We start from the raw sequence: 19,655 nt of genomic DNA, 5'->3' as shown, positions 1-19,655 counted from the left end.
GATGCATTCATTTCAGGTTTTACTAGGCCACTATTAGTAATGATAGGTCGTATATCTTGGGTTTTATGTTTCTGACAAAAACCAACTTTCGTAAAAATAATGGCACAAATGGGCTTGTTTTGCTTAAAATCTATAGAAATTACTACTACTCAAAAAAAAACCGTAAGACTCCTGTATTTTTTATTGAAATACAACAATCAACCTTTTAATTAGCTGTTTGAACCTGCGGTACATTATGTTTTTGAACACTAATATCCTTTAATTTTCTCGAATAGCGTCTGCCGTTTAGGAATTTACCAATAAAGGTGTTTCTTACCAGATAATGGTAGGTTACAAAGCAAACAAACGCAGTGCCTAGCATTACTATTAAAAACTTAACAAATGCTGGAGCTACAAACCCCATTAAGAAACCAGGCAGTAAGGCTGTTAAGGGTAAATGCAATAAATAAACCCAATAGGATGAATCTGAAACATAGCGCATGATAGCCGAATGTGTACTGGCATACCTAATAAAAAGTCCCGTAAAACCAAATATAAATAGCCATACATTTACTGACTTTATAACCATAATCACTTGTAATGATAAGGTACTCGTATCCATTAAAAAGTAGACTGTAAATAGGATTAAGCCTAAAATGGTAAAAGCCCAATCATAAGTCATAAAACTACTTAATAACGATTTTGATTTGAATAGTACCCATCCAAAGAAATAAAAGAAGGCATAAAAAATAAAGGTGTTAAAATCTGGAGTAAAGCTTAATGATGTTGCAACCCAAGTGCGATTCATTGTTAACAACAGTAAAAAGGTAATGACCGAAAACACGACTATTTTTAATAACGGACGTTGGATAATAAAACTTACTAATTGACTAGATTTAGATGTAAACCAAGGCAGTTTTTTAAAAGCTAATCCCACCAAAAATGAAGTAATAGAAAACATGACTAAATAATACAAAAACCAAAGGTGCATTGTATGTTGAGGAATAAAGGCAGATGGCTCAGAAAACGCAGCTAAAGAGATTGATAAAGGATTACTTCCTAGAGTAAAAACAACATTCGAATAGCTAAAACTTATCCTTACCAACGGCCATAGAACTACTACAAAAGCAATAAATGGTATTAATATACGGTTGACTCTATTTTTTATCATTTTCGCAGAAGACCTTTCATGAAAGAGGAGTGAGGCGAAAAAACCAGCTACAACAAAGAAGATGGGCATTCTAAAAGCATGAACGAAACTCGATATCCAATCTAAAAGCAGTCCAGTACTGTTGGGATCCTTCAATGGCCAAGAGGCGCCATAATCTGCAATAACATAGGTATTTGCCGAATGTAAAACAATGCCCAGCATCATCATAATGGCTCTTAAGGAATCTAAAGCGTGAAGACGCTCCGTTTTTTGTGGATTCATGGTTGGTTGGTTGGTTTCGGTTAGTATAATTTTTTACTAAAATAGTAAATAAAGATTATTTAGCTAAAAAAGTTCGAAATAAAAATTTATCTATATCTACAACCCCTTATTCTGATTTAAAACAAAAAAATTATAAAAACGAGGAATATGTCTTGAATAATTAATTTTTATCCTTTTTGTAAAGCGGAATTAAGTATGAAATGGTATAGCCATATCCTACGCCAATACCACTACTATCATAGGTTTTGTTAAATCCAGGAATGTAGATATTTTCAAAGCCTACAGGAACAGTTTCACTAACTAAACCCTTAAGTTGAGCGTTTAAACCTAAATAAAGATTATTAACAAGTTCTACTTTAATACCGATAATCAGTTCAATCCAAAAAGCTGTTAAATCATTGAATTTTTGAGACTCCGAAGACGTAAATTGTGGAGACCAATATTGATCTGTATTATAAATAGCATAACTATTAATATTTTGACTAAAAGCGGATGCTCCTACACGAAAACCAGTGTAAATCATATTATCCATATCTAACCAGTTTTTGTAAAGATTATAGTCTATACCAGCTTTTAAATACGTACCGCTCGTGGTGACATCTAAATAATCATTGGTGGTTATTTTTTCCTCTATCCCTAATTCGGCTGCTATATACAACGCTTTTTTTATTCGGTAATCGGCATTTACTTCAAAACCAGTGTAATCATCATCAGTAAAAGAACGAATGAGTTTTCCAACATCACCGCCAATTCTAAGCCCGTATTTTAGCTTTACTTTTAACGAGTCATTAACCGGACTTACAATGCTGTCATTTTGGGCATATGATGATACACAAAACAGCATTAATATTAATAGACTAATGAAATAACTTGAAATGTGCTGATGTCTCATCTTCTACAGATTGGTTATCGTTTAATGATTCTTTTGATTGAATCCAATTGTCGGTGTCAGATTCTATGGTAAGGGTCACATTTTTATAAATGGTTTTGTAACCACAGGCTCTTGATACATAGACCTCCTCAGTGGTATAATTTATGGTAATAATATCTTCATTGCCCTCAATGGTGTCATCAGTATTGTCGTCTGGTGTATTATTATCCTTATAAGCGTATTCTTGATGAAGTTTATACTGAGTAGAAAAATCACCAGTTTTCAAGGGCAGAACGATAGAATCGGCAGTTACAACATTGTAATCGGTTAAAGGGTTGTCATTATCTACACCTTGAATGCGAAACTTAAAGACATTTTTTTTATTTTCAGGTATGGAAATATCATAGAATCTTATAATCAAACTAGGGGTTGTTGGTGTACTTGCAGGACAAATATCATCTGGCTCACAACCCATTGAAAAAATGGTGATAATTCCAAAAAGTATGGCTAATAATTTATAATATTTCATTTAATCTTAATACTAAAAAATTCATTGTTTTATTCTCAACGTTTCTTCAAAAGTACAACATTTTCTACATGAAACGTTTGAGGAAACATATCAACTGCCTGCGTTTTTATAACCTTGTATAAATGATTCATTAAAGCTAAATCTCTCGCTTGGGTTGCGCTATTACAACTTACATAAACCACTTTTTTCGGGGCTATATTTAATATTTGTTCAACCACATCTTTGTGCATACCGTCACGTGGTGGGTCTGTAATGATGATATCTGGTTGCCCGTGGGCCGATATAAACTCATTGTTAAACACCTGTTTCATATCACCAACAAAGAATTCAACGTTTTTAATACCGTTTAATTGTGCATTCTCTTTAGCGGCAATAATAGCATCCGGCACAGCTTCAACACCAACCACTCTCCTTGCTCGTTTGGCAATAAATTGTGCAATTGTACCGGTCCCGGTATACAAATCATACACTAATTCATCACCTGTTAATCCGGCAAAATCCCTGGTGATTTTATAAAGCTCATAAGCTTGGTTAGAGTTAGTTTGATAAAAAGATTTAGCATTTATTTTAAACTTTAAGCCTTCCATCTCTTCAAAAATATGATCTGAACCTTTGTAGCAAATAACTAACTGGTCGTAAATAGTATCATTGGCTTTACCATTAATCACATATTGTAAGGATGTTATCTGTGGAAATTCTGCAGCAATAAAATCTAATAATAATTCGCGTTTCACTTTGTCTTCTTTATAAAATTGAATCATCACCATAATATCACCAATACTAGAGGTGCGAATCATCATGGTGCGTAAAAATCCGGTTTGATTACGTGTGTTGAAAAATTCAAGTTTATTGTTTATGGCAAATTGCTTCACAGCATTGCGAATAGCATTGGATGGATCTTCCTGTAAATGGCATGTTTTTAAGTCGAGTATTTTATCCCACATGCCAGGTATATGAAACCCTAGTGCATTTTTATCACCCAAGTCTTCATCAGACTGAATTTCTTCTACGGTCAACCAGCGAGAATCACTAAACGAAAACTCCATTTTATTTCTATAAAAATATTGTTTTTCACAACCTAAAATAGGTGTCGCTTCTGGTAATTCGATGTGTCCAATTCTGGTTAAGTTATTAAGTACTTCCTTTTGCTTGTAATAGAGTTGATGTTCATAAGCCATGTCTTGCCATTTGCAACCTCCGCAAACACCAAAATGTTCGCATTCAGGCTCTGTTCGCTTTTCAGAAAGCTTAAGAAATTCAATGGCCTTCCCCTCATAATACGCCTTGCGCTTTTTAAAAGTTTGTACATCAACAACATCGCCAGGCACAGCATTGGATAAAAAAATAACCTTTCCGTCCGGGGCTTTTGCTATGGTTTTTCCTTTAGCACCTGCATCAATAACCTCAATATTTTTAAAAACTTGTTTTTTTGTTCTTCTAGACATGCTGCAAAAGTAATTTTTTTCATTAAAAAACGCCTAAATAGTTTTAGGCGTTTAAAAATATTTAAAAAAATGAAGTTATTTTACACTTATCATATAAGCTTTAATGGCTCGTAATTCATCATCTTTTAAATTTTTTACAAAACTATCTAAATTGGCTTTCATTATAGTAACTTGCCCGGGGTCTGTATCTACAATGGGTGATAATTCACCTTTTAAAAAAGCGATAATATCAGCATTCTTTTCTTTGTAAACTTTGTTTATATCTATAATTGATGGACCAATAATTTTAGTATTTGGCTGATGACAAGCAAAACAGGTTTTATCTTTAAATAACTGTTGTCCTTTTGCTATTAATGCGGTCTCTGCAGCGGACAGTTTAGCAGTTTTTAAGGATTCCTTTTTTTCTTCACTTTTGGTTTTAATGGTTATAGTTTCAGGAGTTTTATCAGATTTCTTTTTTCCGCAGTTATAAAAAGAAATAATAAAAATTAATACGATGAGTGATAAAAGTTTTTTCATAGGAAGATTAATTAATAATGCATGTTAAAAGTAAATGTTTATTATGAAATGAATAGTAACCGAGGTTACAGAATTTATTCAAAATTTATGTTTTTGTAAAGTTCGTAAATATTTTTGTTAGATTTTATCAAACAACTAATATTTAGTACCTTGCAAGTCGTAGGGATGATTTCTCTCCCACGCTGAATTTTCGATACTTCGAAAGGATAAAGGTACAGTAGGAATGGTTATTTTATTAATTAAAAACAAATTAAAATGGCTGTTTTAGAACAATTAACATCTCAGCAAGCAATTGAATTAGAAAACAAGTATGGTGCTCATAATTATCATCCACTACCAGTAGTACTTTCTCGTGGAGAAGGTGTGTATGTATGGGACGTAGATGGGAAAAAATATTATGATTTTTTATCGGCATATTCTGCTGTAAACCAAGGCCATTGTCACCCAAAAATTGTAAAGGCACTTATCAATCAATCTCAAACACTTGCATTAACTTCCAGAGCGTTTTATAATGATATGCTTGGAAAGTATGAAAAATTTGCCTGTGAATTCTTTGGATTTGATAAGTTATTACCAATGAATACCGGCGCAGAAGCTGTAGAAACGGCTTTGAAAATATGTAGAAAATGGGCCTATGAAGTAAAAGGAATAGATGAGAATAAAGCAGACATAATTGTTTGTGAAAATAATTTCCATGGAAGAACAACAACCATTATTTCCTTTTCAAATGATCCGGTAGCCCGTAAACATTTTGGACCATTTACTAATGGGTTTATAAAAATTGAATATGATAATTTAATAGCTTTAGAAGAAGCATTAAAAAGCAACCCTAATGTAGCTGGTTTTTTAGTGGAACCTATACAAGGGGAAGCAGGTGTTTATGTTCCTAGCGTTGATTATTTAACAAAAGCAAAGGCGTTATGCGAACAATATAATGTATTGTTTATTGCAGATGAAGTCCAAACGGGAATAGCAAGAACAGGACGTTTATTAGCGACTTGTGGCAATTGCACCTGTGAAGATAAAAATTGTTCGAATCAACCAGATGTCAAACCAGATGTTCTTATTTTAGGAAAAGCCATTAGTGGCGGTGTATATCCAATTTCTGCTGTCTTGGCAAATGATGCCATTATGAATGTTATTAAACCGGGAAACCACGGAAGTACTTTTGGTGGTAATCCAGTGGCTGCTGCTGTAGCTATGGCAGCTCTTGAAGTTGTAAGAGATGAGAAATTAGCAGAAAATGCATTTAAACTTGGAAATTTGTTTAGAAGTGAATTGCAAAAATATATTGATTCAAGTAGTTTGGTGAAACTAGTTAGAGGAAAAGGTTTACTTAACGCCATCGTGATTAATGATGATGAGGAGAGCGATACGGCTTGGAATATATGTTTAGCATTGAGAGATAATGGGTTGTTAGCAAAGCCTACTCACGGTAATATTATTCGTTTTGCACCACCTTTAGTAATGACCAAAGAGGAGTTATTAGACTGCGTTAGTATTATTATTAAAACACTTAAACAATTTGAATAATAAACAGACATTATAAAATAAAAGAGCGACCCAATCGGGTCGCTTTTTTTATATAATCAATAAGACTATTCTTATTGATTTTGCATTTGTTCCATCCATTGTTGTTGCATTTCTTGAATACCTTCAGACCCGATAGTAACATAAAAATAAATAGTTGCAATAACATATATTGAACTAAGAATTACACCAATAATAGCAAGGGTTTTTCCTGTTTTTACATTAGAGAAACCAGAATATTCATTAGGATTTTGTGCATATATAGCCGTTGCTTTATTAGCTAGAACAATGGCAATTATACCAAGTGCTAAACCAATGATTCCATAGCAACAGCATGTTAAAATTGAAAGGATTCCGAAAACTAAAATGAGTGTTGAATTTGGTAATTTCTGTTTTTCCATGTTGAAAGTTTTAGTGATTAATTTTGATAAAATAGCTGACAACAATTATAATGACATTGAGAATAATGAGTCCCATTTTTACTTTATAATCGTGTTTAAATTTAAAGAATAGATTAAATAAAAGAAATATGCTTAACAATAAAAGTGTGTAAATAGCAGGATACATTTTAAAAGCAGCTATAAATTGCCCTTGAAAAATTAAAGAAATGGATCTCTGAATTCCGCAACCTAAACACTCCATTCCAAAAAGTGTTTTGTTTAAACAGGGTAGCATATAATCTTCAACTCCTGACATTTAGTTCTAATTAAGGGGCTAATATAGTAAAAGGATATAATTTTATATTTCTCAAGATCCAAAATATAATAATAATAAATAAGATGATATTCGTAGTTCTTGGTTTGTGCAAAAGGTTGTTTGTTTTTTTGTTATACAATTTTTTTAAAACGAAAATAGTTGCATCATACACTAAAACAAATACTAATAATAAGATGAGAGGATTATGCTTTAAACCTCCTACAATACGTCCATGTAAAAGTCCATGTATAGCCCGTTGACTGCCGCAACCAGGACAATAGAATCCAGTTATTGAATAAAATGGACATCTTGGAAAAATACGATTTTCACTTGGGTTATAATTAAAATAAAAATATATAAAACCAAATAAAATTAAGGAAACAATGATATATATGATAAGTTTAAGCTTAATACTCACTTGCTACAATTCCTAAAAATGCTAATCCAAAAATTAAGGCATATATAATCCAACCAAAAAGTGCAATAACGACAGAAACTATACCCCAAGTTTTAGCATTTTTGGAAGCTTTTATAGCTTCATCATAATTTCCATTGTCATAATGGCTATTAACTTTTGCAGCATAGATAATACTTACAATACCTGCTGGTAAGCAACATAAAATGGTACTAATAATGGCTAGTGCTAAATAACTACTTGGTCTTACTGGCTTGGTTTCCATCTAATATTAAGTTAAAATAATAACATAAATATATATAAATGATTTATTTTATTTACCATTTACACTTTATAATATATTTATTAATGTAATTTTGATCATTAATTTTTAGATGTTTATTTCATGAAATATTTAAATTATGTACTTATTGTAATAGGTTCAATAGTTGCTGTTTATGCAAAAACTGGTACGGAACAAAATGAATATATCTTAATAGGTGGGATAGCAATACTTATGTTAGGTATTTATAGAATTTCTAAAGACATACCAAGTCGAAATGATAAAGATGATTCTAATGATTTTATAGAACGTGAATAAGGATGGATTTTAAAGTAGGAGATTCTGTATTGGTTATTGACGAAGATTTATCGGGTGTTATTAAAAACATAAAAGGCAATTTAATAACGATTGAAACCAAGGATGGTTTTTTATTAGATTTTAATTCAATTGAAATCGTGCAAAACAAGTCAACACACCATTTTAAAAAGAATTTGTTTTCGCATACAGATGTTAATGACCTACTTTCTGAAAAAGAAAAACCAGCAAAAAGAAACAAACCCGTTAAAAGAGCAAAAGATAGATATGAACCAACGATGGAAGTTGACTTGCATATCCATCACTTAGTTAATTCTACAAAAGGAATGACTAAACATGAGATGCTCAAATTACAATTAGATACGGCCCAAAGACAACTAGATTTTGCCATTAAAAAGCGTATCCAAAAAGTGGTATTTATCCATGGAGTAGGAGAAGGAATTTTAAAAATTGAACTAGAATATCTGTTTGGAAGGTATAATAATGTGAAATTCTACGATGCCAATTATCAAAAATATGGATTAGGTGCTACCGAAGTTTATATTTATCAAAATATCTCACCAAACGATTAGAAGTCTGGAGTAAACGAAGTAGAACTAGATAATGCACTATTTTGCAAGGTTCCAAAATCTAAAAGATCTTGAGAAACATTCGGTAACGCAAAATTGGTTATTGTTAAAGTTACGACATAGGTTTTAGATATAGTATGAACTCTAAAGGACGTTGCAGGCGTTGTATTGGCTACTTCAGCGTTTAAATAATCTGCTCCTTTATCACTATTAGTAACATCATTGGCAGGGTTTTGGTCTTGAGAACTATTTTCTTCATCGCGTGTTAATACAGTATCACCATCATCATCATCATCTAAATAATCAGGAACACCATCTTCATCAGTATCTTGTGCATCACTAATGTCACCGTCGCCGTTGTCGTCTGGGTTTTCGTTTTTGGTAAGTATATTATCACCATCATCATCAACATCTAAGTAGTTTGGAATTCCATCTCCGTCAGTATCATCATCAGTTAAATCGCCATTGCCATTAATATCCTCCAACGCTGCCAGAATATCATCGTTATCATCTTCCGTTAGTACTGTTGTGAAAATAGCTGTTCCAGACGTGCTTTCTAAATCATTTGTAATTTTAATATCTGAAGGCGGAATATCATTACAAAATATATTCGAAGGTAAATCAACATAGCTTCTGTAATTGAATGTATTACTCGAACCATTTATGGTTCTTGTCGTAATCAATGTATTATCTTCATCAACCTCAAGTAAATTCTCGAGTGTTAAAGCAGGTGAGGTGATTTGAAGCGATAAAGATTCTGCAGGATCACTTTTAGTTTTAAAAAAAACGATGTCTCCACAACTCTCAAAAGTATCATCAAAATCAAATTCAACCGTAATAATATCACCATCATTACATGATGAAGCGATAAATAAACTTAATATAATGATAATTAAAAATTTGTTACGCATTGCATTTGGGTTTTGACAAAAATAATGGAATTGTTATTTATAACGCAGCATAATGATAATAATTTTATTTCAAGTATTTTTGAAGCTTAAAGGACTATTTAATATCGTGAGTTTGTTTTTATTTAGTTTTTAAAACAATAATTATAATCAGATGAAACCAATTTATTTAGATAATGCTGCCACTACTCAAATAAGAGATGAGGTGATAATAAGTATGACTGATGTGATGAAACGTCATTACGGTAATGCATCATCAACACATAGTTTCGGTAGATCTTCAAAAGCGCTTGTTGAACAGTCTAGAAAGACAATCGCTGGCTATTTGAATGTTTCTGAAGGGGAAATTTTATTTACTTCTGGCGGAACAGAAGCTGATAATTTAGTTTTAAGAAGTGCTGTACGCGATTTGAATGTTGAACATGTTATAACGTCTAAAATTGAACATCATGCTGTTTTACATACGGTTGAGCAGCTAAAAAAAGAATACGATATTGAGATTAGTTACGTAGATATTGATTCGAAAGGGCAAATAGATTACAATCATTTAGAAGCCCTATTGGATTCAGATCTTAAAACATTGGTAAGTTTAATGCATGTTAATAATGAAATAGGTAATCTTTTAGATTTGAAGCGTATTGCCCTTTTGTGTAAAACCAAAAACACTTTGTTTCACAGTGATACTGTGCAATCTGTAGGACATTTTCCTTTAGATCTTCAAGATATACCAATTGATTTTTTAGCAGCTAGTGCTCATAAGTTTCATGGGCCTAAAGGTGTAGGTTTTGTTTTTATTAGAAAAAAATCTGGTTTAAAACCATTAATTTTTGGAGGCGAGCAGGAGCGTGGGTTTAGAGCAGGTACTGAAAGTGTTCATAATATTGTTGGTATTGAAGAGGCCTTAAAATATGCCTATAACAATCTTGAAAGTGAACGTGTTTATATTCAAAATTTAAAACAATATTTTATTACTAAAATAAAGCAGGAGATTCCATTGGTTACATTTAATGGATGTTCTGGTGATTTAGAAAAAAGCACATATACTTTGGTAAATGTATGTTTACCGGTCTCTGCAGAAAAATCGGCTATGCTCTTATTTCAATTGGATTTAAAGGGAATAGCTTGCTCAAAAGGAAGTGCCTGCCAAAGTGGAAGCACACAATCATCACATGTATTGGCCGAATTGTTAAGCGATAGTGATTTACAAAAACCATCAATTCGCTTTTCTTTTAGTATTTACAATACAAAGGAAGAAATTGATTTTGTAATAGACCAGTTGAGTGCGTTAGTTTTAGATAATTAATTTTTAGCTCTTTCTTCGAGTTCTTTTCTATCAATTTTTAATGACCTTCCTATAGCAATACCGTTTTTAAAAGTTTGTGTTTGAAGACTTAAATCTCCTTCAGGTATTACAAATGGTTTGGTATATTTTAAACCGAAGTTTACAGGATAGGTATTATTGATTGTGTAAAAAATTTCAGTGTTTGGTAATGAGTTTTTTAGTTCACAAATTAATTTATTGTCTTTTTTGTAAACTGTTATGATGGGATCTAATACTGCTTTTGAAATATTAATTTGAGCATTATCAAATCTGGTAAAATGATTTTCAACCCTTCCGATAAAACCATCCCAATTTTTTAATGCTTTTGGGCTCCATAATGTTTCAGATAAGGCCAAGGCCCTTGGGTATGTCATATAAAAAGCAAAAGGCAATGTAGGTACTTTTTCGGCCCACAAATTACCTTGACCACCTAAAATATATTTTGGGTCTACTGAATCTGGAACAGGTTCGAAACTATAACATTTTTCTAAACTTAAGCTGGCATAAATTTTATTTTCAACACTGTAATCCCCTTGGGTATAATCCAAATAGGCAAAGGTAGTAGGCGACATAACAACGTTATGTCCAAGGTGGGCAGCTTCAATACCACCTTTCATACCTCTCCAACTCATAACGGTGGCATCTTGGGCTAAACCACCTTCTAAAATTTCATCCCAACCGATTAATTTTTTCCCTTTAGATTGAATGATTTTTTCAACACGTTTTACAAAATAACTTTGAAGCTCATTACTGTCTTTTAAATTGTTTTCTTTCATAAAAGCCTGAACATTGGCGTCCTGTTCCCAATAGCCATGGTATGCTTCATCACCTCCCATATGTATATAGTCGCCAGGGAATAACTCGGCAACCTCAGTAAATACTTTATCCACAAAATCATATACGTTTTCATCAACCGGATTTAGGGTATTTTCAATAAGCATTTTAAATTTTCCGTTACCATACCATTCTGAAAATTTAACACCAGGACTTACAAATTTGGGTTCTTTTTTGGTTGATAATTCCGGGTATGCAGCCAAGGCAGCCATACTATGTCCAGGTATATCAATTTCTGGAACGATGGTTATATTTCTGTCTAAGGCATATTGGACTACATCTTTAATTTCCTCATGGCTATAAAACCCACCATAAGTAGCCTTTTCATCAGGTTTTGGATATGGTCTGCTTGAGCCAAACGAGCCAAATCGTTCCACTCTCCAAGCACCAACTTCAGTTAATTTTGGTAAGGATTTAATCTCAATACGCCAACCTTGATCATCAGTAAGGTGCCAATGAAACACATTAAGTTTATATTGAGACATTTTATCTATGTAGGCCTTTACCTCTTCAACAGTAAAAAAATGTCGGCTTACATCCAGCATCAAACCTCTCCATTTAAAACGCGGATAATCTATTATTTTGCAACCGTTAATATTGAATGATGTTTGTTTTATAGTGTTCTTTTCAAATTCAGGAGGAAATAATTGTCTTAATGTTTGAAATCCGTTGAAAATTCCAGAAGCTTTGTTCGCACTCAAGATTATTTTGTTTTTATTAACGTTTAGAACATAGCCTTCATTTCCTATTTCAGAATCAAAGTTTTTCAAAATACTAACGTCAAGAGTTTTATTAGATTTCTTGTTATTTAGTTCAAATTCAAAGCCTTTTTCTTTTAATAGCGCCAAAAAACTTTCGGTATGATGTATTACTTGCTCATCTGTAGATTGAATTTTAATTTGAACCGTATTATCAAACGTGAAGAACGAATCATTGGGTTTATAACTGACTGGAACAGGAATAATATTATTTTGAGTGAATGAGATTTGAAAACAAAACATCATTATTAAAAGGAAGCATCTTTTCATCATCAATAAATTTAAATATTAATAAATATAATAAGTTCGTCTAAAGAAAAACGAATTTTATAAAGTTACATTTTATAACTCGAAGACACAATGGTCATTTAAAATTTCATCGTAGTTCTTACATTAAACACTCTTGGCGTTAAGTAGTTAGGAATAGCATATTGACGTTTACTATAAACATCTCTTACCCATGTATTAGTAATAGAGTTTTGAACATCAAACATATTAAAGATTTCAAACCCAAAAGACAGTTCTTTAAATGGTTTTTTCCAACCTATTTTAAATTGTTTTTTTGCATCAACAAGTACAAATTGTAAACCAAGGTCGGCTCTTTTGTAAGCGGGTAATCTGTTTAGATATTGATAGGGATCGGCATAACTAGGTGAACCGCCAGGAAGACCTGTATTATAAACCAAATTCAAGTACATTTTCATACTTGGAATATTGGGTACATAATCTTGAAATAAAGCAGCAAATTTTAAACGTTGGTCTGTTGGTCTTGCTATATACCCTCTATTATCGATATTCTCTTCAGTTTTTAAATAGCCAAAGCTAAACCACGATTCGGTACCTGGTACAAACTCTCCATTTAGTCTCATATCCAATCCATATGAATATGCTTTTGCATTATTATCTGCTCTATAGCGAATGCGAACATTTTCTAAGGTATAAGGATTAACATTACTTAAGTTTTTGTAATATACTTCCGTAGTAAGCTTAAAAGGTCTGTCCCACATTTTAAAACTATAATCATTTCCCGCGACAATATGAAATGACTGTTGTGCTTTTACATTTGGTTGAACGGTTCCGGTTGCATCGCGAAGTTCTCTGTAAAACGGCGGCTGGTAATAAAGTCCGGCTGCAATTCTAAAAAGCATGTCTTTTTCCCAATAGGGTTTGATGGCGAATTGAGCTCTTGGACTAAATACAGTTTGATTAGACGATACTATATTTTCCCCAGAAACACTCCAGTTATGCACTCGAACACCAGCATTATACCAAACATCACTGGCCCCAAGCGTCGAACGCTTGCTCCATTGCCCGTAAGCTTGTAGTCTGTTTATTTTAGCTTTGTTAATGGCTCTTACATTTTGAAAGGCTTCCAATGGCCCTTGATATGGTGTGTAAGGTTGTTCGTTAAAATTCTCTGATCTTGGTGGGTTTATTGAAAATCCGGCAGAATCTATTACTTCCCATTCAACTAAACGGTCACGAATATCTTCATGCGTGTATTTTACAGACCATTCAATTTTATTTTCATTGATATTATAAGACCCTTTGTGTTCAAGATTAGTTATTAAGGCATCCAAATCATTTCTACCATGATTTAACTGACTCCCAATACCTTCACTAAATTCTACCTCGCCTAAATTCTCGTCCCCAATATTAGAGTTAACTTGCCCGAGATTATATTGTGCCAAAATATCAAAATACTCTTCTTCTGTAGTATGATAGGTTGAGGCAATGAGATTCATAGTCAAATTATCATTTGCATAATAGGTGCCTTTAAAGGCACCAAATAATGTTTGATATTGATCTTTTTCTTGACCTTCATAGAATACCAATAAGGCTAAAGGATCACTAAGTGTTCCAAAGTTTGTTTGTCTGGTTTCAGGTTGATAATTGTACCTATTTAAAGAGGCATTCCCTAAAAAACTTAAATGAAACTTATCCGTGAATTTATAGGTTAAAAACGTTTGAATATCAGCAAAAACAGGATCATAATTTGTTTGAGTTTCTTTTGCATTAACCAACAAGCTGTTATCTCTATATCGCAACCCAATAATTCCTGTAAGCTTAGAATCTTTACTAATACCTTCTACAGAAATGCTGCCACCTAATAAACTTAAATCTACGTTAGATTCATATTGATAAGGATTTTTATAGGTAATATCTAAAACAGACGATAATTTATCACCAAATTTGGCCTGAAACCCTCCGGCAGAAAATTCTACATTTCTAACTAAATCTGTATTAACAAAACTCAACCCTTCTTGTTGTCCGGAACGAATTAAAAAAGGCCTGTAAATTTCAATACCATTTACATAAACCAAATTTTCATCAAAATTCCCTCCTCTAACAGCATATTGCGTACTTAGCTCATTATTATTACTTACACCTGGCAAGGACATTAATAGGTTTTCAACACCAGCATTTGCTCCAGGTATTTTTCTAATGGTTTCAGGATCCAGTGTTAAAACCCCTTCAACATTTCTTTTATTTTTCCCAGATATAACAATCGTTCCTATTTGTTCAACAGAAATCTTCATTAAGGGATTAAACTCATACGTTTCACCATTTTTAAGATTAAAGGTGCTCTCGACTTTTTTATGTGAAATATGAGTGAATTCAACTGTGATATTTTGGTTTGAAGGAATTTTTAATAAATAAAAACCATTATCATTGCTTATAGTTCCTGTTAAACCCGATTTGATGTTAACATTAGAAATAGGTAATTTATTATCATCTAAAATAATTCCTTTAATGGTTGCTGTTTGAGAATGACTTATAAAAATCATTAAAAAAAGCAGCAGGGTAACATATAAAGATTTTGTGTTCAAGAGCTATGACATTTATTTTCTGTAAAACAGCGCTTCAAAAGTAGAACTATTTCCAACATTATCCGTAACTATTACTTTTAAATTGTTTTTTGTATCCGTAACAACATGGTCGTTAAAATCATGTGTTAATGTTTTGGTTTTATAATCATACTCCATTAAAATCCATTTTCCATTTACTGTTGCGCGGTAATTTGAAATGCCAGAAAGCTCATCATCAATTTTAAGTTTTAAGTATCTAAAATTACTTAACCATTGCCCGTCTTTAAAGTTGATAGGGTTAATAGTTGGGGTAATATTATCTGAAGTGAGGGCATAAGTACCCAATGTTTTCGTATAGGTATAAAGCGTATTATCTTGTCTTTTTGTAAAAGAATACGACGGGTAATTTTTATAACCTAACAATTCTGCAATATAAAGTTTCTTTTTGTCCTCATCAGAAAATTTACTCACATCAAAATTAATTTTGATACTTCTCTGTAATGGAATGATATCTTTATGAAGTATTAAAGTATCATTTGAAACTTTAAAATCAATAAAAAAGTCATCATAAAAGGTGTTAGGAAAAATATCAACCGAAATATCACCTTCTTTTAAGTTTGTGGTTTGATCAGCATAAATATAATAAGGTGACGTTTCATTTAATTTACTTTCAATAGAGCCACTTTGCTTTCCTTTAATATTTACGGTTACCCAAGTGTCATTGTTCTCGTAGTCTCTCACTCTTATTTTATAAACTGAATAGGTGCTGTCACTAATTTTTAAATAACCATCATTTACAACAGATTTAAATAGGCTTAATGGATTGTTATCATTAAATAATTTTTGAACACGCTTTTTTTTAGTTTTATAAATTTCATAATCTATTAACCTGTTAATATGTCTTGATTCATCAAAGGAAAATGTTGTAAAATCTAATTCAAAATTTCGATTACCGTTTAAAAAGGATTGTATTTTAAAAACTCCATTTTTGTTAGCAGATAGGCTCTGTCTGTCATTCGTTTCAATAGCAAAGCCAATGATTCCGAATGCTTCAATACTTTCTGATATATAATCACCACTTTCTATAGGAATTAATCTTAATTCTTGTTTGTTGTTTGATTTTTTAGCATGCGAATTATTTCCGACAGGGTATACGTATAATGAATTTACTATAGGTTTAACAGCATCTTTTACTGGCATACCAAAGAGCATTGGGTTTATAGGTTTTTCTTCTTTATCACGAATTTCAAAATGAAGATGTGGTCCACCAGAACCACCTGTGTTTCCGCTATAAGCAACAATATCACCCTGATTAATACTTAATTCACCGGCTTTTGGGAATAACTCAATCTCGAAGGATTCTTTTTTATATTGACGTTTTTTTATATAGGCTTCAATCGCAGGGTTGAAATGTTGTAAATGACCATAAACAGTAGTATACCCATTTGGGTGTGTAATGTATAAAGCTTTGCCATAACCAAAATGAGAGATTTTAATTCTACTTACAAACCCCTTCGCAGCAGCAAGAACTTCTAAGCCTTCTCTTTGCTGTGTTTTTATATCGAGACCGCCGTGAAAATGATTGGACCTAAGTTCTGCAAATGTGCCAGCAAGTATTAACGGAATTTCTAATGGACTCTCAAAATAATCTTGCGGAAAGCTATTTTGAGAAAAAGAGAAAGTAGATAAAAATAAGATAGAAATAAGGATCAATCGCATAAATACGTTTTTATACTAAAAGTCAATTAAATTAATTGTTTAAGTGACTTGAATGGGGGTGCTAAAATATTAATTTGTCTTGAATACACCAAGAATTAAACAATAATCAAGCCATTACCTTGATTATGAGTTGTTATAAAGCATTTTAAAATTTTATGAAAAAACAATTGTAATTTATGGCAATGTATGTTAACTTTGTGGAATACCTATTGAATTTTGTAAATGAGTAACATTGAAGATATTGTAGATTCTCTAGAAAATAAAATAAGTAAAATTTTACATAAACTAGAGGTTTTAAAACAATCTAATTTAAAATTAAAAGACGAATTAGAAAGTGTAAAACAAAATCTTCAAGACCAAAAGCAGGAAACTGCAGCTTGGGAAGAAAAATATGAATCTCTTAAAATTGCAAATTCAATATTAGGTAGTGACGACAGTAAAAGAGAAACTAAGCTTAAAATAAATACGTTAATTCGCGATATTGACCATTGTATTGCTCAACTTGCTGATTAATGTAACATAAATCAATGTCAGAAAAGCTTAAAATAAAGCTATCTATAGCGAACAGAGTTTATCCTTTAACAATTGATGCAAGTCAAGAAGAAGGACTGCGAAAAGCGGCTAAGAACATTGAAGCCATGATTAAACAATTTGAGCAAAGTTATTCTGTTAGAGATAAGCAAGATGTGTTGGCCATGTGTGCTTTGCAGTTTGCATCTCAAGTAGAACAGAAAACTATAGATAAAGAAAATGTTAATGAACATGTTGAGGAAAAATTAGAGGCCTTAAACAATTTGTTACATTCACATTTAATCTCTTAACGTTCTTTAAAATAAAAGTTACTGCCTACATTGGTTATTTTTTTTGATAAACTCAACGTTAATTCTTTAAAAAGGGTGAGTTTAAGTTGTAAAAGCATGCTGCCTTAGTCGCAGATCCTTGATCAGCTTGTTAGCCCTAAACTTGTTTTTAAGGAGTTTATACAAAACTTTATGCTGGTGTAGGCTTTTTTATATACACAAATCAACTAAACAAGAATGGATAACTCAATTATATTTGCAGTAGGAGGAGTGGTTTTAGGGCTAATAATTGGCTTTATAATAGCAAAAACACTCGAAAAAAATAATGCTTCAAAACTTGTAAAGGAAGCAAAAAGAACTGCCACATCAATACTTAAATCGGCTAACAGTGAAGGAGAATCAATTAAAAAAGATAAAATATTACAAGCGAAAGAAAAGTTTTTAGAGCTTAAAGCAGAGCATGAAAAAGTCATTTTATCTCGCGATAAAAAGATGGCTGAAGCAGAAAAACGGACACGCGATAAAGAATCTCAAATATCAAGCGAACTTTCTAAAACTAATAAGTTAAATCAAAGTTTAGAAGATAAAACAAAGGACTACAATCATAGGCTTAATGTTCTAGAAAAGAAGCAAGAAGAACTTGATAAACTTCATAAAAGTCAGGTGCAACAATTAGAAGTTATTTCTAGTTTATCGGCTGAAGAAGCGAAAGAACAACTTATAGAATCTTTAAAGGGCGAAGCGAAAAATGACGCGATGTCGTTCATTCAAAGCGCTGCAGAAGAAGCGAAATTAACTGCAGAACAAGATGCCAAGAAAATAATAATAAATACGATTCAACGCATTGGAACAGAAGAAGCAGTTGATAACTGTGTATCAGTTTTTAATATCGAATCGGATGATGTTAAAGGACGTATTATTGGTCGTGAAGGTCGAAACATTCGTGCTTTAGAAGCGGCTACAGGTGTTGAGATTATTGTAGATGATACACCTGAAGCTATTATACTTTCATGCTTTGATTCTGTAAGACGTGAAATTGCACGTTTATCATTGCACAAGTTAGTAACTGATGGAAGAATACATCCTGCAAGAATTGAAGAGATTGTAAATAAGACTCAAAAACAAATTGAACAAGAAATTATAGAAGTAGGTAAACGCACGGTAATTGATTTAGGAATTCACAACCTCCACCCAGAGCTTATTAAAATGGTAGGTAGAATGAAATACCGTTCATCTTACGGGCAAAACTTATTGCAACACTCGCGTGAGGTGGCCAAGCTTTGCGGCGTAATGGCTGCTGAATTAGGACTGAATCCTAAATTAGCAAAGCGAGCAGGTTTACTGCATGATATTGGAAAAGTACCAGATGCTGAAGCAGACATGGAAACACCACACGCTATTTTAGGTATGCAATGGGCTGAGAAATTTGGTGAGAAAGATGAAGTTTGTAATGCTATCGGAGCGCATCATGATGAAGTTGAAATGAAATTTTTAATATCACCTATTATTCAAGTTTGTGATGCTATCTCTGGGGCACGTCCAGGAGCGCGTCGTCAAGTTTTAGATAGTTATATTCAACGTTTAAAAGATTTAGAAGATATTGCTTTTGGTTTTAATGGTGTAAAGAAAGCCTATGCTATTCAAGCCGGTAGAGAATTACGTGTTATTGTTGAAAGTGAAAAAGTAGACGATCAAAAAGCAGCAGAATTATCTTTTAGTATTTCTCAAAAAGTACAGACGGACATGACCTATCCTGGCCAAGTAAAAGTTACAGTGATTAGAGAAACTAGAGCGGTAAATATTGCCAAATAATAGTTCTGCGAAGGCATAAATATTACTATATATGACATTCAAGTATTAAAAATCCAGTTAGCGCTGGATTTTTTTTTTTTATTTTCTAGGATGATATTTATCTACAACTTTGGTTAAATGACTTTTATCTA

At 32.3% G+C, this 19,655-nt stretch carries 20 protein-coding genes and 1 other RNA gene; 8 read left to right on the top strand and 13 right to left on the bottom strand.

The window, feature by feature from the left end; translation table 11 throughout:
- Nucleotides 1-205 precede the first annotated feature (205 nt).
- The 5 genes from AC15TD_RS08560 to AC15TD_RS08540 all read right to left on the bottom strand — a co-directional run bounded on the left by AC15TD_RS08560 (nt 206) and on the right by AC15TD_RS08540 (nt 4,775).
- On the bottom strand, nt 206-1,411 hold the full coding sequence (locus tag AC15TD_RS08560) for an acyltransferase family protein (protein ID WP_484451724.1): 1,206 nt from the start codon (nt 1,409-1,411) through the stop codon (nt 206-208).
- Between the two features lie 160 nt (nt 1,412-1,571).
- The gene (locus tag AC15TD_RS08555) at nt 1,572-2,303 is read right to left on the bottom strand and encodes a DUF6048 family protein (RefSeq protein ID WP_484451723.1); all 732 of its coding nucleotides are present in this window, start codon (nt 2,301-2,303) and stop codon (nt 1,572-1,574) included.
- Nucleotides 2,269-2,811 carry a DUF6452 family protein gene (locus AC15TD_RS08550; RefSeq protein ID WP_484451722.1) on the bottom strand — a complete coding sequence of 181 codons (543 nt, stop codon included), beginning with the start codon at nt 2,809-2,811 and terminating at the stop codon, nt 2,269-2,271. Before AC15TD_RS08550 ends, AC15TD_RS08555 begins: the two co-directional genes overlap by 35 nt.
- A gap of 35 nt (nt 2,812-2,846) precedes the next feature.
- Nucleotides 2,847-4,256, bottom strand: coding sequence for a 23S rRNA (uracil(1939)-C(5))-methyltransferase RlmD (gene rlmD / locus AC15TD_RS08545; RefSeq protein ID WP_484451721.1), 1,410 nt, complete (start codon nt 4,254-4,256; stop codon nt 2,847-2,849).
- A gap of 75 nt (nt 4,257-4,331) precedes the next feature.
- Complete coding sequence (locus AC15TD_RS08540) at nt 4,332-4,775, bottom strand: c-type cytochrome (RefSeq protein WP_484451720.1); 444 nt, start codon at nt 4,773-4,775, stop codon at nt 4,332-4,334.
- A gap of 255 nt (nt 4,776-5,030) precedes the next feature.
- Here AC15TD_RS08540 and rocD point away from each other — a divergent pair, with 255 nt between their 5' ends.
- Nucleotides 5,031-6,308: an ornithine--oxo-acid transaminase gene (gene rocD / locus AC15TD_RS08535; RefSeq protein ID WP_484451719.1), complete on the top strand. Its 1,278-nt coding sequence runs from the start codon at nt 5,031-5,033 to the stop codon at nt 6,306-6,308.
- 71 nt (nt 6,309-6,379) lie between these two features.
- On the opposite strand, the gene AC15TD_RS08530 is transcribed toward rocD, so the two are convergent.
- From AC15TD_RS08530 to AC15TD_RS08515, 4 genes are read right to left on the bottom strand one after another with little or no spacing between them, the layout of a single operon-like run.
- The gene (locus AC15TD_RS08530; protein ID WP_484451718.1) at nt 6,380-6,706 is read right to left on the bottom strand and encodes a CCC motif membrane protein; all 327 of its coding nucleotides are present in this window, start codon (nt 6,704-6,706) and stop codon (nt 6,380-6,382) included.
- A 10-nt stretch (nt 6,707-6,716) separates the two neighbouring features.
- Nucleotides 6,717-7,001 (bottom strand): DUF2752 domain-containing protein, encoded by a 285-nt coding sequence (locus AC15TD_RS08525; RefSeq protein WP_484451717.1) that lies wholly within the window; start codon nt 6,999-7,001, stop codon nt 6,717-6,719.
- Between the two features lie 10 nt (nt 7,002-7,011).
- On the bottom strand, nt 7,012-7,419 hold the full coding sequence (locus AC15TD_RS08520; RefSeq protein ID WP_484451716.1) for a DUF2752 domain-containing protein: 408 nt from the start codon (nt 7,417-7,419) through the stop codon (nt 7,012-7,014).
- Nucleotides 7,409-7,681 carry a CD225/dispanin family protein gene (locus AC15TD_RS08515; RefSeq protein WP_484451715.1) on the bottom strand — a complete coding sequence of 91 codons (273 nt, stop codon included), beginning with the start codon at nt 7,679-7,681 and terminating at the stop codon, nt 7,409-7,411. The genes AC15TD_RS08520 and AC15TD_RS08515 overlap by 11 nt, the downstream gene beginning before the upstream one ends.
- Before the next feature lie 120 nt (nt 7,682-7,801).
- On the opposite strand from AC15TD_RS08515, the gene AC15TD_RS08510 reads away from it, so the two are divergent.
- Both AC15TD_RS08510 and AC15TD_RS08505 read left to right on the top strand, forming a co-directional pair.
- Nucleotides 7,802-7,996, top strand: coding sequence for a hypothetical protein (locus AC15TD_RS08510; RefSeq protein WP_484451714.1), 195 nt, complete (start codon nt 7,802-7,804; stop codon nt 7,994-7,996).
- Nucleotides 7,997-7,998: 2 nt separating this feature from the next.
- Nucleotides 7,999-8,565, top strand: a complete 567-nt coding sequence (locus AC15TD_RS08505) for a Smr/MutS family protein (protein ID WP_484451713.1) — start codon at nt 7,999-8,001, stop codon at nt 8,563-8,565.
- Here the strand turns inward: AC15TD_RS08505 and AC15TD_RS08500 are convergent.
- Nucleotides 8,562-9,473 carry a hypothetical protein gene (locus tag AC15TD_RS08500; protein ID WP_484451712.1) on the bottom strand — a complete coding sequence of 304 codons (912 nt, stop codon included), beginning with the start codon at nt 9,471-9,473 and terminating at the stop codon, nt 8,562-8,564. The genes AC15TD_RS08505 and AC15TD_RS08500 overlap by 4 nt on opposite strands.
- Before the next feature lie 151 nt (nt 9,474-9,624).
- On the opposite strand from AC15TD_RS08500, the gene AC15TD_RS08495 reads away from it, so the two are divergent.
- Nucleotides 9,625-10,773: a cysteine desulfurase family protein gene (locus AC15TD_RS08495; RefSeq protein WP_484451711.1), complete on the top strand. Its 1,149-nt coding sequence runs from the start codon at nt 9,625-9,627 to the stop codon at nt 10,771-10,773.
- On the opposite strand, the gene AC15TD_RS08490 is transcribed toward AC15TD_RS08495, so the two are convergent.
- The 3 genes from AC15TD_RS08490 to AC15TD_RS08480 all read right to left on the bottom strand — a co-directional run bounded on the left by AC15TD_RS08490 (nt 10,770) and on the right by AC15TD_RS08480 (nt 16,912).
- A complete protein-coding gene (locus AC15TD_RS08490) occupies nt 10,770-12,653 on the bottom strand; it encodes a beta-N-acetylhexosaminidase (RefSeq protein ID WP_484451710.1) in 1,884 nt (627 codons plus the stop codon). The genes AC15TD_RS08495 and AC15TD_RS08490 overlap by 4 nt on opposite strands.
- 98 nt (nt 12,654-12,751) lie before the next feature.
- The gene (locus tag AC15TD_RS08485) at nt 12,752-15,172 is read right to left on the bottom strand and encodes a TonB-dependent receptor (protein WP_484451709.1); all 2,421 of its coding nucleotides are present in this window, start codon (nt 15,170-15,172) and stop codon (nt 12,752-12,754) included.
- A 54-nt stretch (nt 15,173-15,226) separates the two neighbouring features.
- A complete protein-coding gene (locus AC15TD_RS08480) occupies nt 15,227-16,912 on the bottom strand; it encodes a M23 family metallopeptidase (RefSeq protein WP_484451708.1) in 1,686 nt (561 codons plus the stop codon).
- Between the two features lie 222 nt (nt 16,913-17,134).
- On the opposite strand from AC15TD_RS08480, the gene AC15TD_RS08475 reads away from it, so the two are divergent.
- The 4 genes from AC15TD_RS08475 (at nt 17,135) to rny (ending at nt 19,524) form a co-directional block, all read left to right on the top strand.
- Nucleotides 17,135-17,425 (top strand): hypothetical protein, encoded by a 291-nt coding sequence (locus tag AC15TD_RS08475; protein ID WP_484451707.1) that lies wholly within the window; start codon nt 17,135-17,137, stop codon nt 17,423-17,425.
- Between the two features lie 14 nt (nt 17,426-17,439).
- Nucleotides 17,440-17,733, top strand: coding sequence for a cell division protein ZapA (locus tag AC15TD_RS08470; RefSeq protein ID WP_484451706.1), 294 nt, complete (start codon nt 17,440-17,442; stop codon nt 17,731-17,733).
- A 50-nt stretch (nt 17,734-17,783) separates the two neighbouring features.
- Nucleotides 17,784-17,892: non-coding RNA, 6S RNA (ssrS, locus tag AC15TD_RS08465), on the top strand.
- A gap of 57 nt (nt 17,893-17,949) precedes the next feature.
- On the top strand, nt 17,950-19,524 hold the full coding sequence (gene rny, locus AC15TD_RS08460) for a ribonuclease Y (protein ID WP_484451705.1): 1,575 nt from the start codon (nt 17,950-17,952) through the stop codon (nt 19,522-19,524).
- Nucleotides 19,525-19,655: the final 131 nt, after the last annotated feature.

Source organism: Yeosuana sp. (genome assembly GCF_057126245.1).
Note: the sequence above shows the minus strand (reverse complement) of the source record. Positions and strands in the feature narration are given on the sequence as shown.